Below are 15249 nucleotides of genomic sequence, written 5' to 3' on the forward strand. Positions count from 1 at the left end.
CACCAAAGCGTATCGCGCGATCGACAACTACACTGCTGTGCGGTTGCGCCGGTGGTTGCGCATCAAGCACAAGGTCAGACGACGCAAGGGCGGGACCTATCCACTCTCGCACCTTTACGGGCACTTTGGGCTCGTACGTCTAACCGCGCTTGGCCGCGACCGGCCGTGGGCGAAGGCGTGAGCTCTTGTCCGAGAGCCGGATGCGGGAGATCTGCCTGTCCGGTTCGACGAGCGGGATGTGGAAACGGAGTCANGGCTACACCACTAAGGCACCGCCAGACGAAAGAGGCGGCAACGGATATGTGCAGCCTAAAGCCACCGCGCCACATCTCGACTCCACCAAAAGCCGCGGTCGAAGGCCAGCACAGGCCCTGTCCGATCTACCCCAGAAAGCCGACATCACGCCGTTAGTTGTGGTCTTCGGGTTGCCCCCCAGAGCGAACATCGGAGTGCGGAAGCGATAGGTCCGCTAAGTTCGTTCCACAGGTAGAGCCCGCGCGTCGGCATGCTCATAGCGCCCACCGAAAAGCTGAGAGAGCGCAGCTCCTGCGATGCGATCAAACGGAACCGTGATTGGAAGTCAATCGTCAATCTCGATACGTCCTTTTACCGGCGGTGCCCCGTCGCCCGTGTCAAACAGCATTGTGGAGTAAACGATGTCTAAGGTTGCTCTCTATGTTCCCCTTGAAGCCAAGCCAGGCAAGGAAAAGGAAGTTGCGGAATTCCTGAAATCGGCGCTGCCGTTGGTAGACGCTGAACCGGGCACCGTCAGTTGGTTCGCGATTCAGGAAGGTCCCTCGTCCTTCGCCATCTTCGACACATTCAATGACGAGTCCGGCCGCGATGCACATCTAAATGGTAAGGTCGCAGCGGCGCTGATGGCAAAAGCCGATGAGCTGTTGGCTAAATCGCCGACGATTCACAAGATAGACATCCTGGCCCAAAAGCCTCCGAAGTAAAGTCCAAGACGGCGCGCATTCGATGGCCAAGCTTCTAGCGTCGCGGATTTGCTGAACCTAAACTTAAGACGGGAGTCCGCTATGGTCTTGGCTGTGTGAAAACGCCACGACGCTTATGACGATAGAAGAAGTTATTCGTCCAAACTCTTTTAGCCCTCAAACTCGCAGGCGCACTCAACTTAAAGAACGAACTGAAGAATGTAATTCTAGTCGCGTTTCGATCCTTCGCGTTTTTACACAGCCAAGGGAAAGCGCCGATTGGAAGGTCGACCAGTAACTTCCGATCTACCGCGATAAGCAGACCATTTCCGCTCCCGCGCGGACTTCGCATAATGGGATGGTCCGGCCGTGCTCCAGCCCCGCCAGTGACAGAAGCTGGCTCGGGGGCAGCGAAGACAAGGAGCACGCCATGTCTCAGAAATCTAGCAGCGCAATCGCCGTGGTTGGCATCGATATCGGCAAGAACTCATTCCACGTCGTGGGACACGATCGCCGTGGTGCGATCGTGCTGCGGCAGAAATGGTCGCGTGGCCAGGTCGACGCGCGACTTGCCAACCTGCCACCGTGCCTGGTCGGCATGGAGGCTTGCGTCGGCGCACATCATCTCAGCCGCAAGCTGCAGCTACTCGGCCACAATGCTCGGCTGATGCCAGCCAAATACGTGCGGCCGTATTCGAAGGGACAGAAGAACGACTTCCGCGATGCGGAGGCGATTGCCGAGGCGGTGCAACGCCCGACCATGAAGTTCGTTGCGACCAAGACCGCGGACCAACTTGACCTGCAGGCCCTGCACCGCGTCCGCGAGCGCTTGGTCAGTCAGCGTACCGGCATCATCAATCAGATCCGCGCCTTCCTGCTGGAGCGAGGCGTTGCGGTGCGGCAAGGGTTGCGTTTCCTGCGGTCCGAGTTGCCGGGGATCCTCGCAACGTGCACCGATGTGCTCTCGCCTCGCATTGTGCGCATCCTCGAAGATCTGTCAGCAGACTGGCGCCACCTGGATGCACGCATCGAAGGCCTCTCCGGCGAGATTGAAACGCTCGCCCATCAGGATCAGCACTGCGAGCGGCTGATGACGGTGCCCGGCATCGGTCCGATCATCTCGAGCGCGATGGTGGCCGCGATCGGCACCGGAGAGGTGTTCTCCAAAGGCCGTGACTTCGGCGCCTGGCTCGGGCTGGTACCGAAACAAATCTCGACGGGAGACCGGACTATCCTCGGCAGCATATCAAGGCGAGGCAATCGCTATCTGCGCACTCTGTTCGTTCAGGCAGCCTGGGTCGTGCTGGTCAAGCTCGGACCAAAACATTGGGAGCGCTATGGGCTCAAATCCTGGATCGAGGCGGCGAAGAAGCGACTGCACCACAACGTGCTTGCCATTGCGCTGGCCAACAAGCTCGCCCGCATCGCTTGGGTGGTTCTCCACAAGGGGCGCGCCTTCACGTGCGACAAGACCGATGCGATGGCGTCCCGTCCAGCGTAACCCTCGCGCCGTGCTCGGTCCCGTCAAGGCGTGGCCTGGCATCACGACGCAAGAGGCGAGGCCTGCGCGACGGCCAGCCTTGACAAGACATTCCGCGCGGCGCGTCTCCACGCGCGCAGGCCGGGACGAAGGAACGGCCGCCAGGCACGAACAAAGGAACAGCACAAATGAGGAGCTATCGATGATGTAGTTTAGTCTGCCCGCCGAGGTCTGCGAGAGGATGAGACGACGATGGAGGATCGGTCTTCCCGGCGCATGCGAACACTGGTGGCCCGAATGGCCCGGTCGAGGCCTGTCGCATGATAAGATCGCATGCGCGCTGATATCCATGATGGCCCGGAGCACAACGCGCTCCAAGCAGAGGCCGGATACATTGATGCAAGACCACATCTGCCAGGTTGACGAAACCTCTTGCAACGCACGGCCGGACCATACATTCGGGCCAATTCCGGACATTGGCCAATAGCGCCGTGCAGCGCCGCCCATAGGCGGCTCTTATTGTCGGCTTGTCCGCCAGGGCCGACTCCCGGTGCTAATTCGACCGGACACGGCTTACGGTCCGGCGCCGCGGAGTGATGTTTCCACCAGTCGGCCAGGGTAGCGAGGGAAGTCGCCGCTCCGGGGCCTACGACGCTGGCTCCGTTCGGGCGTAGGCAGGAGCGGACTTAGAAACGATATCCGCATTTGCGGTTGAGCTAGCTAAAGACCCCGCCTGGTCAGCCCACCTCCGGCGCGAGCGGGCCCCGAGTGAAGCTCTCGTGTCCTTTCCCCCGTGCACATCCGGGGCCTCTTCCACTCAACTTCATTAGCGGGCTGCGCATCTTTCGGCGGGGTCAGGTCAGAGAGACGTCCATATCGCTCAATTGCACTCGCGTCGTGCCGGCATTGGCGAAGGTGATCGCTAGCATTAGACTATGGTCGAGGCGCCTGCGACTTCGGGCTAGTGAGATCGGACGATCTCGTCGGGCAAATGGTGGGTAGGAAAGGCACCACATTCTGGAAGTCTGATTTCGAATTAGAGGCCGGCGAACTCGAAATTGCCGCCCATCGCGGGCTTTCGACGTGAGGCGAATATGTTCATGGAAAGGTCAGCGGCCGGATTACAGGCGCATGAGTTAGTACTCTCGAATCTTTCGCCCAGCGTCGCTCAAAGGCGATTTGCGCTTGGCGTTGTGCTAGTGCTGCTCGTTGTCTTTGTCATCGTGGCAGGCCCGCTCTCGGGACTACCACTGAGGCGGGTTGACGCGTTTATACCCGCCTACGGCACTGCGATTTTCGTCATCGACTCTATCACCGCAGCCCTGCTCTTCGCGCAGTTTTCCGTCCTACGCTCGTATGCGCTCCTCGCACTGGCGAATGGCTATTTCCTGACGGCGCTCATCGCAATTCCTTGGACGCTCACATTTCCAGGCGTATTGGCTCCGGAGGGCGGCCTTGGCGGCGGCCTCCAGAGTACGGTTTGGCTCTATGTCCTGTCGCACGTGGGCTTCGCCCTGTTCGCGATCGTCTATACACTGCTGAAGGATGCCGATCCGATGGAGTGGCTGTCGCCACGCTCCATTCGTGCGAGGGTCCTTACGACTGTCGGATCAGTTACTGCGCTCGTCTGTTGCGCAACAGTTTTCGTTACAGCAGGCCATGCGCTCCTCCCGCGCATCATGCTCGACACGGCGGAGGTTTCCTATCTCTGGTACTACGCGGTCGGACCGATGGCGGGATTATTCGTCGTCGCGCTTGTCTTGCTATGGCTGCGGCACCGCTCGGTGCTCGATCTCTGGCTGATGTTGGTCTTGTTCGCATACATCATTGAGATCGCCCTCACCGCCTTTCCTATCCCGTACCGCTTTAGCGTCGGCTGGTATGCCGGGCGAGTTTACGGCGTGCTTTCCGGCAGCCTTGTGCTGCTCATCCTGATGAAAGAAGTGACGATGCTATACGGTGAACTGCTGCGCGCAGTCCTTGCCCAACGCCGCGAGCGCGAGGTGCGTCTGCTGACGGGGGACGCGGTCGCAGCCACCGTTGCGCACGAGATCAAGCAGCCATTGTCGGCGATGACTATGGAGGCCAGTGCGAGCCTGCGCTGGCTTGATCGCGCGACGCCCAACATCGATGAGGCCAAAGTCGCATTACAGCAAATCGTGAACAACGGGCACCGTGTGGGCGCGGTGATCGAGAATATTCGGACGCTCTTCAAGACGGAAGCACGAACCCGGACTTCGCTCGACGTCAACAATCTGATCCGCGAAGCTCTGGCGCTCGTGCGCGACGACCTGCGGAGGCATCGGGTAGCGGTTCAAACCGACTACAACCAATCGCTCCCACCGATAGAGGGCAACGAGGTTCAGCTGCAGCAGGTGCTCGTGAATTTGATAACGAACGCGATCGATTCAATGTCCACTGAAGATGGGGACCGGGTACTTTCCTTAAGGTCTAAAGTCTACGACTCCGGCAGTCTGATGGTGTCGGTGGAAGACGTGGGGAAGGGTGTCGAGCCGAGCGCTATCGATCTGATATTCAAACCGCAGTTTACGACCAAGGTGCACGGGATGGGGATGGGGCTGTCGATTTGCCGGTCGATCATCGAGGCCCATGGGGGGCGGTTGTGGGTGACCGCCAATCTGCCCCGAGGTGCCATTTTTCACTTCACGCTGCCCGCCCACCGGGAGCACTAGCATGCGCGGTGCTACTCTTGAAAGATGCAGGAGGCCGAATTGCCTACGGAGACCCTGATCTCGATCATCGATGATGATGAGGACTTTCGCGAGGCTGTAGCGCGTCTGATGAAATCTTGGGGGTTCACGGTCGAGGCCTTCGCATCCGAGCTGGCTTTTTTGTCCTCCCCGAATGTTCGCAATACGTCCTGCCTGATCGTGGACCTCCATTATCCGCAAATGACCGGGATTGAGCTGCATCGCCGGTTGGTGGAATCGGGCTATGCCATTCCAACGATCCTGATCAGCGCTCACCTAGACGACAGCGTTCGGGCTCGTGCGTTGGCTGATGGCATCATTTGCTACCTGACCAAGCCGTGTGATGAGGATGCTTTGCTTGGATGCATCTCGTCGGCTCTGGAGCGGGCCAAGCCAGATGAATATCGTTCATGATGATCACAGTCACGTGGGAGCGTTGACCGAGGGAGGAAATCACGACGTCATGGTCTGCAAGGGTTCGGTGCCAAATCATCGGGGCGCGACGGATTCCGAACGACGATGCGTAAGTGATCGCGCGGTTCCTCGACTAGCGCGGAGCGTACGACTGCCGTGATTTCGTGACCGCGCGAGAGCCCGCTCAATGACCAAGTTTCCTGTTCTGCCGCTCGCTCCAAGCAGGAACATTCTCATCGCACTCTCCAGTGGGCAAGGCATGCAACCTTGGCTCATGGGCTTGACCGAGGTCGCCTATGGATTGCCATCAAGCGCCTTTGCGTTTTTACACAGCCAGGGTCAAAGTGCGACATCAGGCCAAGTCCGCCTCATGCCCGGTCATCCCTCAGGGGCAGACATTGGCCGATGCATTCATATGTGCCTTTCTCCTGTGACCTCATAAGTGGACTCGGCTCGGCCTGATTGCGATCTCCGCGCGACGCTAACTGTGGTAATCTGTCCGTCATCACGAGTTAACGGAGGGATTTTATGCCCGGTCCGCCGCCCGAACATCCGCATCTCCGCCTGCTCAGGGGCAACCCCGGCAAGCGCCGCCTCCGCGTTCCGCCGGAGCCTGCACGCGCGGAAGAATGCCCTCCGCCGCCAGACCATCTGAACGCCTACGCGAAGGAAGTATGGCAGCAGATCGCGCCTGAGCTGCATCGGCTGAATCTCTTGACCGTCCTCGATGTCGGCCCGCTTGCCGCCTACTGCGCCGCCACCGCTCAGTTCAGACAGGCCGAGGAGGCGATCCAGCGCATGGCAGAGCAGGATGAGCGTGGCCATGCGCTGACGATCGAGGGCAGCGCAGGCAGTCAGGTTACGAACCCGCTGCTGCGCATCGCGAGCCAAGCGATGGCCGATATGCAGCGCCTCGGCGCTCAGTTCGGCCTGACGCCGAGTGGGAGGTTGCGGCTCAGCGGCATTACGCCGCCGCCACCGCCATCGAAGTTCGACGGGCTGCTCGGCTGAGACTGTCGAGGATCGAGCTTCCGGGCTCGCCGGGCTTATCCATCGCGCTCGCACCTGGACTGCTCGAAGAGCGGCGGAGTTTGACGGCAGCGCCATCGCAGCTTTTCTCCATGACTGCCGTCAAGAGATTAGCTCTCGGCCGGACCCTTGCTACCTCAACATCTGCTATCGTTTCGGCCAAACACTGCTTCCAGCATTCGACCAGAAATTCCCGATCGCCATGGCCAGGTATCGGATCAGCGGATGTCTAGATGCGGCGAGGCGGTCCCGCATGCTCGACGACGTGCCGCCGAAGTTCGAGGAAAGGCTTGAATATGGTGCGTTCAGAAGCAAACCGTTTCGGCCCACATGCGCCTCGGCGCGCGACCATGGAAACTGTGAGCGAGCGGCAGCATCAAACGCCTCTGCTAACTTAAGTTATTGATCTCACCAGCCGGCATGGCACCTCGCCCCGGCTGGTTGAGATATTCCCGTTTCTCTTTCAGCGCCCCAACCTGCGTGAAGACTGATTGCTGCCCCCGAAGAGATATCCCTCATCCGGGGGCTTTCCCTTTTAATGCGGTCGCTTGAACTCCGCGATCATTCGCGCACCTTGCCACAGCTCAACCTCCCGATATTGTGATGCAATTAGCTGCACTCGTTTCTTCGCATCGTCATCATTTGCAAGACAAAGATCGATGCGCATGGAAATCACTCCATCCGCTCCGATCGCATAAACGCTGTAGTGCTTCATCCTGCCACCTTAGGACAAATTACTAGCTTTTCCCGAAAATCTGAGTCCTGGGTGCACAAGTGCACAGACTTTCCGCCCCAGACCGCGCATGGCTCAGCAGGCAACCTCTCGGCCGATTGTCTCGACCCTCAGTCCGTGGTCGGCCGGAAGAGGAGCGCAGCCCCGGCGCGTCGCTCCAGTCGCGTCGGGGCAGCACGCTCTGGCCGACGGGAATGGATGAGCAAGCGCTGGTTCGGGTTAAGGCAACGAGAGGAAGTGATCATGACGCCGCGCGAGAAACGCGACATGCCCTATATTGTCGGGCTCGCCTGCGTGGCGGCGGCCATGATGGCCGCGTTTGCTGTGTTCTGGCGATAGCCCGTTACGATGGCTTTCACGAGGTTGAATTGAGCCGCACGCGGCTGATGATGGTCGCAAAAATTCTTGCCGAGCACAGGCCGATGACAGCAGACGCCATGGTTCGGAAAGTGCTTGCAACTCGGCGATGACGTGTCCGTCGACGAAACGCTACGCGGAAAAGTCACTTCGAATCTGGTCCTGGAAGAGATCGACGCAACGGCCTGCGTCAAGCAGCTTGACTAAGATACTGTGCGTTCGTCGCCTGAAGGCCGAAGGTGCTTCAACGCCAGACGCGCGTGGTGCTCGGCCTTTTTGTTGCCGGTCTTCGCAATTTCCTCAATGGCCTAAACCAGCATCTGAATGGCACCTTCCCAATTTTTCGAATTCATCTGGTCCCATTCGTCAGCACGTTGGCGCGCCTAGCGGACTATCCACCAGCGCCGTAAGGGTGCCATGCCAACCGGCACCATCAACCACCTAGGTTAAGAGCCGCCTCGACGGGGCACTACCGCCACGACATGGCGAAGGGCAATCACCGGCCCCCATCGCCGCCACACCCTAACCCAAGTTATTTGATCTCAGGCCTCGGCATGGCACACTTGCTCGTGCTGAATGTGGAGATGCCCCTTTTCACATTTGGCGCCTACTTGAAGACGACACCCTGCGGAGCCCCCGATGGAAGCCGGGGGCTCTTTATTTGTCGCCCAGCAGCAGCACTATTGACCGAGGTTTGGGCTCGACCGACCGACCGACGCCAGTCCTAGTGGATTGAATCCCAGGCCGTGACTCGCTGTAATTGCCGGCATGGGTACCAAATCGCGTGAGGTCATCTGGGGCGGCCAGATCATGGGCGCCGCCCTCCGCGCCAAGCACGCCCGCGAGGAGACGACCAAGGCGATCAAGGCGGCCGACCGCGCCGAGGCCGAGGCATGGTCCGTTCGGATGGAAGGTTACGGCGGCCCGGCGCAGCCGTCGCCGACCATCGGCCAATGCCTCAACGGCGGCCTGTCCTGGCTAGAGGTCGAGTGCAACCGCTGCAAGACCCGCGCGAGCATTCCGCTGGATTGCATCCGCCGGCCACGCGATACGCCAATCTGGAAACTGGAAGCCTCGCTGAAGTGTCGCCACTGCCGCAAGGGGAGCGCCGCGCCGCCCGTGCACATGATCAAACTCACCGAACAGGGTCAGATCTCACCCTATAATGGGTGCACCCGAGCGAGGAGGATCGCTAAGCTGGCGCAAACGGATGGAATGTCCAGCTCCGGTGCGACGAAAACGGCCTGCTCGTCAATTTCCAATTGCATGGATCAATTCCCGACAATGTCGCCGCCGCAAGCACGATCCCGCGAGCGACGCTGGTGCAGCGGCAGTGCAGTGCACACAACGCAAATGGACAATTAAACCGACCCAATCAAAGAAAGAGTAACCATGCGATTGCGAAACCATGCGGCTGCTCGGCGGCCGACGTGTCGATGACCTACGCCAAATTGAAGAGTGCCGTGCTCGGCCTCGGCAATGACGCGCTTAACGCGGCAAGCCATCACGTCTTCGGCGAGGACGAGCGTCGCGAGCTGATCGATCTCTGCGCTAGCCATATCACCTTCAACGTCTGGCTTGCGACGACCACGAAGGGGCATGCCTTTGCTATGATTGATGAGATCGCCGCGAAGCTGAAGCGAGATTGGGAGGAGATGGACGAGGCCGCAAGTCAGGGCTGACGGCTACAGCTGCATCGGCAGCGCCAGCTGGATTGCGGGCGGCTCGCCATAGCGGCCGAGGAACGCTGCCAAGGGCTCCGGAATCTCGGCGCAGCGCTGGCTCAGCTCGGCGGCGATCTCCTCCGAGGCATCGCGCGACCAGCCTTCGGCGGTGTTGAAGCTGACGATGCGGATCGGGTTCTTTAGAGATAGAAAAGCGAAGATCAGGAATACGGGGGGTGAGTTTTTATGTCGATTCGGAAGGCGGGGCTGTTTGGATCATTGCCGGCTCTCCGATGGCTCGGGCCACGAACGCCGCCCATCACCGCGCAAAGGCCGCCAGCGGCGATCACGCCGTGGTATAGGCCCTTTCCGGGATACGCAGGGCAAACCCTTCTCGCCGCCGTCATCAGCATCTGCCATCCAAGCCGGAGCTTGGAGCGACGAAGAAAACGACGATTTTTGCTAAGCCGCGTCAGTGCAATTTATGCCTATGGGCGGCCAGAAAGTTCAGAATCAATCTTGCTCCTGCGAATAGGCGGGTTAGGCCCGATTCTTCATCTCCAGCGGTTGCAGCGGCCCGCGCCGTCCCGGACGCTTCAGAAACTGATGCTGCACCGCGAAAGCAGCTTCTTGACGGAAAGCGGGAAAATCCGGCAATTAAAATGGCTTTTGCGCCAGTGCTTGTTTAGATCTGGCCGCCTTCCTTTGGGAGCAGCCATTGGTCGACGATCTTCTGGACCGGATGCGGCGAAACCCGCAAGCCGGTTGGACTATTGAGGACGTGGAGAAGCTTTGCCAACAGTATAACGTCTCGTGCGAAGCTGCGCGCGGCAGTGGATCGCACTACAGGCTGTTCGGTAAGCGCCTGGATCACATCATGACCGTTCCTTCCGGACGATCGGTCAAACCGATACATATCCGGCGTGTGGTACGTTTCCTTGACCTTGTCCGTTTCCTCGAGCTTATCTGGCATCTTTCATGAATCAGCTGACCGAATATCCCGTGCTGATCCGCCCGTTGCCAGCGGTGGATGGCGGCGGCTTCATCGCGCTGGTGCCGGATCTGCCCGGGTGCATGTCGGACGGTGAAAGTCCGGCCGAGGCTTTTGCCAATGCGCAGAACGCCATCACGGTGTGGATCGAAGCGGCGAGCAAGTTGGGGCGGCCGATTCCATCGCCGACGTTAAGCACGCGGCTGGATAGTCTATTCCGAAAAGCGATTTACTAACCTCAAAGCTGATCCTGAACCCACAAATGGGCGGAGTGTGCGCCGTTTTTCCCTTGACCCAGTGCTTACAGAGGCCTGCCCCGTACCAGCGCGTCAGGCGATGCGCGAATGCTCGCGCAGCAACATCTCGCTCCTGGGTGTACCTTAACTACCTTTGCGCGCGTGCTCTCTGAGAAAGTGCGCGTACATCTCCCGCAATTCCGCGACCGGCCCGTCGCTGCCGTCGAGCAGGACCGGCGTCAGGCGAAACGTATCGTGGTCGAACTTCCAGCCTTTGATGCCCATGAGGAAATAGGCTTCTGCGGATGCGCGGAGATAAGTTAGTTCTCTGGCGCGCTTCAGGTCATCGCGGTGGAAAGGCTCGATTGCATCGTGTTTCATGTTCGTCCGGTCTCCATCTGGAACTGCTCGAACGCCGGGCGAAGCGGAATGGTGTCGTGAGAGCCGTCGGTGTAGTCGAGATGGAGATTGTACTCGGCATCGATTTCAGAACGCGCGATCCGCGGTACAATCGCGAGCGGACCTGCGGGACCACGCTCACCGCGCTCGCCCTTCTGACCCTGCTGGCCGCGCTTGCCTGCGGAAGCGAACAATTGCCAGTGCTCGCCGGGGCATGGGCCAGGATCGTCACGCTGCGCGACAAAGCTGGACCCGTTCAGCATAACTATATCGAGCCGTTCATAGGTTTTTGCGGCATCGTAGGTACCGCGGGACCGGATTGTACGACCATCCTTGCCGTCGGCGCCGGACCGCGCCATGCAGGTCCAGTCCTCGCTCGCCGGACACGGTGCTTGCGCGGTATCGCGCTTGGCCTGATAACTGCCGGTCTGATCGGCCACCACGTTGCCGCGATAGTAGATGCGACCTGCGGTGTACGGCTCGATCATCGGCAGCGAACCGGGCTCACCCTTTTCACCGCGCGGACCCGGTATGCCATCGGCCGGCTGTTTGATCAGCGCCGTCCGCTCTGCGATCTCAGCGCGCATTTCGGCGCGAAGCTCGGTTCGGATTGCTTCCCGCATTTCCGCCTTGGCCGCGCGGATATCGGCCAGCGCCCTTTCCACTTTCGCTGAATTGCTATCCGACTCGCGCCGAAGGAATTTGTTGGTCTCATCGAACAGGCGGTCGCGCTGCTCGCTGATCCCCTCCCGCAATCCCGCGATGACGCCGTCACGGATCTCTGCGATCTGCTCGGTTACAAGGTTCTGAACATACTGCGCCCACGAGGCCTGAACGGCTACGTCACTGGCGGCCGCGGTGTTTGCCGCTGCGCGGCTGGATTTATCGGCCGCGATGTCGGTCGCGTAATGTCTGTTAACGCTCCCGAAGCCGCCGTATCGCGATTTGCCGGACATCGATGCCTCCCTCAGTGCGACAACTGCTTAAAGTATAGCACCAAAGGAATTCGCCAGGGAGGCAATCCTTCCGATCCGCTCCATCGGTAAGGACGACGGTTTTGCCGATCAATTCGGATTGCGCCTCACCGTACTCACGCAAAATTCTTGACGCACGGCGTTTCACCGATGGCATTGCTCGTCCATGTTCGGCCGAGCCGTCTGTGCTGTCCCACAGCGGCTCAGCGGCGAGGCCTGTCTCAGCGCTCAGCCGCCGGAATGATCGATGGTGACTGCTCTTCCAATTCGCGGAGCCGGTGGATTTGCGTTCTAATGCTCGCTGGCAATTCCGGCTCCGGTTTCAACGACGCACGCAATCTCTCGCCGATCTCTCGAACAATGGCGCGGCTGTGTTTGTGGTCTATGTCAATCCGGTTGGGCATAACGAAGCCTCGTTCGGGGCAAGAATGCGCCCAGCAGCGAAGAGCTACGCCCCTAGCTCTCCTGCTTGCGAGCACGGCTGGCCATTCGAATGGAACCGGAGACCGCCGCTTTTGGCCGGTCTTTATTAGCGACCTTTGGCTATCCGCGACATTGCGCCGTGTTAGTACCGGCGAGCGACTCTCATGTCTTTTCTAAAGCCTAGCAGGGGCTTTCGTTCCTTGATCCTTGATAGAGACGCGATGTTCCATTCGGAGAACCCGGGACTCGGTCGGCTGGGTCTTAGACGATAGCCCAACGGACACAGGGATCGCACTCGGAACCATTTCAGAGAGTGCCCAGTTAGTTCATGGGACGATAAAAGGGACCGTCGCTATGAGGACCAAATATCTCGCTGCGATCGCGATAGCCGTTCTTGCCGCCTGTACTGGGCTGGCCGTCATTTCTCTCGGCTCGCTGCCTCTCGAAAAGCAGTCCACGCCGACCGCTACGCAAATGGCGGACCGATTGGCTCAGTCCTTGGACCCGTTTTTTGATGCGGTCTAGTGGCTAGCAGCCGGCACTGGCGGCGAATGCCCGAGTCATGGCGGGCGAAGCGGTTGTCATATAACGCAAGCGTTGGCCGATCACTCGATCATAACCGCGCGAGGCTTTTAGCTCGAACACGACGTACTTGCCTTGATGATCGACCGCGATAATATCAATGAACCGCCCTCCCGCTGGGAAATCGACACACACACCCGTGATTTCTAGCCAGCTGGCTCGCTCAGGCTTCCCCGGTGATCCACTCTAAGGCTTCACGTTCTTCGCCTCTTTCAAAGGTCCGCACTTCGGGATGCAGAAATAGCCGCATGGTGCCGATGACCCAATACTGCCAGCTATGCCCAACGATAACGGCGATGCGCTCCACTTTCTGGTGGTGATTTTTCACGAAGCCGATGTGCTTCTCGAACGCAGCGATATCTTCCCAGCCGCCAAAATTCGAGGCGTCAACCAGCAAGCTTATGTTGCCCTGCTGCTCGAGGAGGGAATCGATCTGCGGAGCAAGCTGCCGAAAGTCCCCGGCCTTCAACTTCTCAGGCACGGTTATTTTCAGCACACGATCAAAGATCAGCTCTGTTTGGATCATTGCAGCTCTCCCTTGCAGCGGTGGCTCCGCCCGGCGCAAGAAGAACCAGACCGCCAGCAGCGCGGCGTCTTCCAAGCCTGGACCTCATGCCGCTTTGGGTCGGCGCTGTGTCACTGGACCAACGTTGCAATTGCAAGAAGCGCGTCGGCACCCGCCCCTTCAAATGCCAGGTAGAATACTGCGGCCATCAAAACTGGGAAAGCCGCAAAAACGAGTGTGCTTGTTTGGAAGTTTCCATAATCGGACTCCCTAACTTAAATAAAATTCCTTGCATGGGAGGATAAGGTTAGACCCCAAAAAAGTAGCCGTCTGCGGAGCCGTTCACACTGAGACTGCTGTAACTCGGCGCGTGGTTGGCTAGCCGAGCGGTCTTCCACATAGCCAGTGCGACGACCGCCCCGTCCCGGTGCTTGGATACGATGCCCTCAAGGCGGAGCTTGCAGGCGTGTGCTCGAACATGGCCGCGCCGATCTCGCCCTGCATGCGTTCGTTGAGCTAAAAGCCGCCGCTGGATTGGCGAACGGCTTAGGTCAGCTAGTCCTTTCTCTTTGGCGTGGTTGTCCACTGTGGTCCGCTGCCAGGTCGCCATCTTTCCGCGAACCAGAATGCAGCAATGGCGGCAAACGAAAGCAGAAAAACTCCTGCGCAGAGAACAAAAGCTTGTACAGCGTTAGTCATGGCGACCTCCACGGCCGTAGTGGGATGATCACCGTCTGCGGCCTTACTGAGCGCAGCATTGATCTGGATTAACTTTGACCGATCAATCTAGGTCAGCATCGTTGGCCGAACCCGTGCCCCGCCGCGCTGCACCATCAGCCGATAGCCTTCGTGCTTGATTTCGTGAACCCCAGAGCGGACCGGACGGTGGCGGGATCACCTTCGTCGGCTGGCACGGTTCGATGAAGCGGGAGGGACGCCGCATGGGCAGAGGATGAGCGCGGTCATGCTGCCATCGCTCGATCCTCTTTGTCGGCCCCGCGCATGACGATCCTGAGTGCGTCATCCGGCAACGGCCGCTGCAATACCTTCGCCTCATCCCAAGGTGCGCGCATCCAGACGTCGCGAGATCGCCCCGGACCCAGTGGTCCTGATCTGCTATTTCGCCCTCGCAGACCTCTGGAATTCCACGATTGCCGATGCCGATTTTTCAACTGCGGTTTGCATCCCGATGATTAGAGCGATCCAGATAGAAACAGATATTGATAGGCACCGCTATCTTGCTTAGACCGCGAACAGCGGCCAATTTGGAATTTGTTCCGGGCCTCAGATCTCGGATCGGCTTGGCGTTTCCATGAAACTTAAGGTGCGACACCCAACTGATGAACGTCTGCAAGTATGCAGCGATCATCACGTAGGCTATCACGCATATGGTCCAAAGAAAAATGCTGTGAGTTGTTTCAGCGCCGAGTTGGAACGTTGCAGCCAGCGCGAGCCAACCGAAGAGCTTAAACACACCATCGACGAGCGAGCGGATGGAGCAGAAAAACGCGTGATCGTCGGGTAGTTCAAAGGAGCTATGGCCGAAATTGGGTGATGGGGCCGATCAGGCGGCGCGGTTAGCTGGCGTCGTCGATTCTGCGACGCCGTCGGTAAATTTGACGCCGGCAATGACCCTTGGCAACTGATTTTCGCCCTTCAGCCGGCGCCAGGTTTTGGCGGCGCTCATGACGAGCTTGAAGACCATGAGCCTTGCCGTCTTGTGCGACAGGCTTCCCTTGGAGCGGACGGTCCGGTGGCGGACTGTGGCGAAGACGCTTTCGATCGGGTTGGATGTGCGCAGGTGGTCCCAATG

Annotated in this window: 14 protein-coding genes and 3 pseudogenes; 12 read left to right on the forward strand and 5 right to left on the reverse strand. The window is 59.3% G+C overall.

The genetic code is table 11. From position 1 onward, the window contains the following. The 6 genes and pseudogenes from YY7_RS62760 to YY7_RS0146730 all read left to right on the forward strand — a co-directional run. Positions 1-181 (forward strand): annotated as a pseudogene (locus YY7_RS62760) (hypothetical protein); the annotation flags it as partial. 475 nt (positions 182-656) lie between these two features. After that, positions 657-959: a putative quinol monooxygenase gene (locus tag YY7_RS0146710; RefSeq protein ID WP_028169038.1), complete on the forward strand. Its 303-nt coding sequence runs from the start codon at positions 657-659 to the stop codon at positions 957-959. 409 nt (positions 960-1368) lie between these two features. Beyond that, positions 1369-2439, forward strand: coding sequence for an IS110 family transposase (locus YY7_RS0146715; RefSeq protein WP_028169039.1), 1071 nt, complete (start codon positions 1369-1371; stop codon positions 2437-2439). A gap of 1178 nt (positions 2440-3617) precedes the next feature. Next, a complete protein-coding gene (locus YY7_RS0146720) occupies positions 3618-5111 on the forward strand; it encodes an MASE4 domain-containing protein (protein WP_245287681.1) in 1494 nt (497 codons plus the stop codon). 39 nt (positions 5112-5150) lie between these two features. Then, on the forward strand, positions 5151-5543 hold the full coding sequence (locus YY7_RS0146725; protein ID WP_028169041.1) for a response regulator transcription factor: 393 nt from the start codon (positions 5151-5153) through the stop codon (positions 5541-5543). A gap of 528 nt (positions 5544-6071) precedes the next feature. Beyond that, positions 6072-6554 carry a phage terminase small subunit P27 family gene (locus YY7_RS0146730; RefSeq protein WP_028169042.1) on the forward strand — a complete coding sequence of 161 codons (483 nt, stop codon included), beginning with the start codon at positions 6072-6074 and terminating at the stop codon, positions 6552-6554. 553 nt (positions 6555-7107) lie between these two features. On the opposite strand, the gene YY7_RS0146735 is transcribed toward YY7_RS0146730, so the two are convergent. Continuing rightward, positions 7108-7287: a hypothetical protein gene (locus YY7_RS0146735; protein WP_028169043.1), complete on the reverse strand. Its 180-nt coding sequence runs from the start codon at positions 7285-7287 to the stop codon at positions 7108-7110. A gap of 216 nt (positions 7288-7503) precedes the next feature. On the opposite strand from YY7_RS0146735, the gene YY7_RS61470 reads away from it, so the two are divergent. The 5 genes and pseudogenes from YY7_RS61470 (at position 7504) to YY7_RS0146770 (ending at position 10553) form a co-directional block, all read left to right on the forward strand. Beyond that, entirely contained in the window at positions 7504-7644 is a 141-nt protein-coding gene (locus YY7_RS61470) for a hypothetical protein (protein ID WP_155255640.1), read from the forward strand. A gap of 786 nt (positions 7645-8430) precedes the next feature. Further along, positions 8431-8858 (forward strand): annotated as a pseudogene (locus YY7_RS55585) (hypothetical protein). 234 nt (positions 8859-9092) lie between these two features. Continuing rightward, complete coding sequence (locus YY7_RS0146755) at positions 9093-9344, forward strand: hypothetical protein (RefSeq protein ID WP_155255641.1); 252 nt, start codon at positions 9093-9095, stop codon at positions 9342-9344. A gap of 700 nt (positions 9345-10044) precedes the next feature. Further along, positions 10045-10308: a type II toxin-antitoxin system HicA family toxin gene (locus YY7_RS61475; protein ID WP_130227757.1), complete on the forward strand. Its 264-nt coding sequence runs from the start codon at positions 10045-10047 to the stop codon at positions 10306-10308. Then, a complete protein-coding gene (locus tag YY7_RS0146770) occupies positions 10305-10553 on the forward strand; it encodes a type II toxin-antitoxin system HicB family antitoxin (protein WP_028169046.1) in 249 nt (82 codons plus the stop codon). Before YY7_RS61475 ends, YY7_RS0146770 begins: the two co-directional genes overlap by 4 nt. Positions 10554-10697: 144 nt before the next feature. Here YY7_RS0146770 and YY7_RS0146775 read toward each other — a convergent pair whose 3' ends face one another. The 3 genes from YY7_RS0146775 to YY7_RS55595 all read right to left on the reverse strand — a co-directional run bounded on the left by YY7_RS0146775 (position 10698) and on the right by YY7_RS55595 (position 13532). Further along, on the reverse strand, positions 10698-10934 hold the full coding sequence (locus tag YY7_RS0146775; RefSeq protein WP_028169047.1) for a hypothetical protein: 237 nt from the start codon (positions 10932-10934) through the stop codon (positions 10698-10700). After that, entirely contained in the window at positions 10931-11908 is a 978-nt protein-coding gene (locus YY7_RS57300) for a hypothetical protein (RefSeq protein ID WP_028169048.1), read from the reverse strand. Before YY7_RS57300 ends, YY7_RS0146775 begins: the two co-directional genes overlap by 4 nt. A 1186-nt stretch (positions 11909-13094) precedes the next feature. Beyond that, positions 13095-13532: an STAS/SEC14 domain-containing protein gene (locus YY7_RS55595; protein ID WP_035692867.1), complete on the reverse strand. Its 438-nt coding sequence runs from the start codon at positions 13530-13532 to the stop codon at positions 13095-13097. A 1216-nt stretch (positions 13533-14748) separates the two neighbouring features. On the opposite strand from YY7_RS55595, the gene YY7_RS61480 reads away from it, so the two are divergent. Beyond that, complete coding sequence (locus tag YY7_RS61480; protein ID WP_155255642.1) at positions 14749-14961, forward strand: hypothetical protein; 213 nt, start codon at positions 14749-14751, stop codon at positions 14959-14961. 39 nt (positions 14962-15000) lie between these two features. On the opposite strand, the pseudogene YY7_RS55605 reads toward YY7_RS61480, so the two are convergent. Next, a pseudogene (locus tag YY7_RS55605) lies at positions 15001-15249 on the reverse strand (IS256 family transposase); the annotation flags it as partial.

It is taken from the genome of Bradyrhizobium elkanii WSM2783, from assembly GCF_000472865.1.
GTDB lineage: Bacteria > Pseudomonadota > Alphaproteobacteria > Rhizobiales > Xanthobacteraceae > Bradyrhizobium > Bradyrhizobium elkanii_A.

What these genes read in the sequence shown, in the direction of transcription:
- YY7_RS0146710 (WP_028169038.1), top strand. Translation starts at nt 657, where the DNA reads ATGTCTAAGGTTGCTCTCTATGTTCCCCTTGAAGCCAAGCCAGGCAAG.
- YY7_RS0146715 (WP_028169039.1), top strand. Translation starts at nt 1,369, where the DNA reads ATGTCTCAGAAATCTAGCAGCGCAATCGCCGTGGTTGGCATCGATATC.
- YY7_RS0146730 (WP_028169042.1), top strand. Translation starts at nt 6,072, where the DNA reads ATGCCCGGTCCGCCGCCCGAACATCCGCATCTCCGCCTGCTCAGGGGC.
- YY7_RS0146735 (WP_028169043.1), bottom strand. Translation starts at nt 7,287, where the DNA reads ATGAAGCACTACAGCGTTTATGCGATCGGAGCGGATGGAGTGATTTCC.
- YY7_RS61470 (WP_155255640.1), top strand. Translation starts at nt 7,504, where the DNA reads ATGAGCAAGCGCTGGTTCGGGTTAAGGCAACGAGAGGAAGTGATCATG.
- YY7_RS0146770 (WP_028169046.1), top strand. Translation starts at nt 10,305, where the DNA reads ATGAATCAGCTGACCGAATATCCCGTGCTGATCCGCCCGTTGCCAGCG.
- YY7_RS0146775 (WP_028169047.1), bottom strand. Translation starts at nt 10,934, where the DNA reads ATGAAACACGATGCAATCGAGCCTTTCCACCGCGATGACCTGAAGCGC.
- YY7_RS57300 (WP_028169048.1), bottom strand. Translation starts at nt 11,908, where the DNA reads ATGTCCGGCAAATCGCGATACGGCGGCTTCGGGAGCGTTAACAGACAT.
- YY7_RS61480 (WP_155255642.1), top strand. Translation starts at nt 14,749, where the DNA reads ATGAAACTTAAGGTGCGACACCCAACTGATGAACGTCTGCAAGTATGC.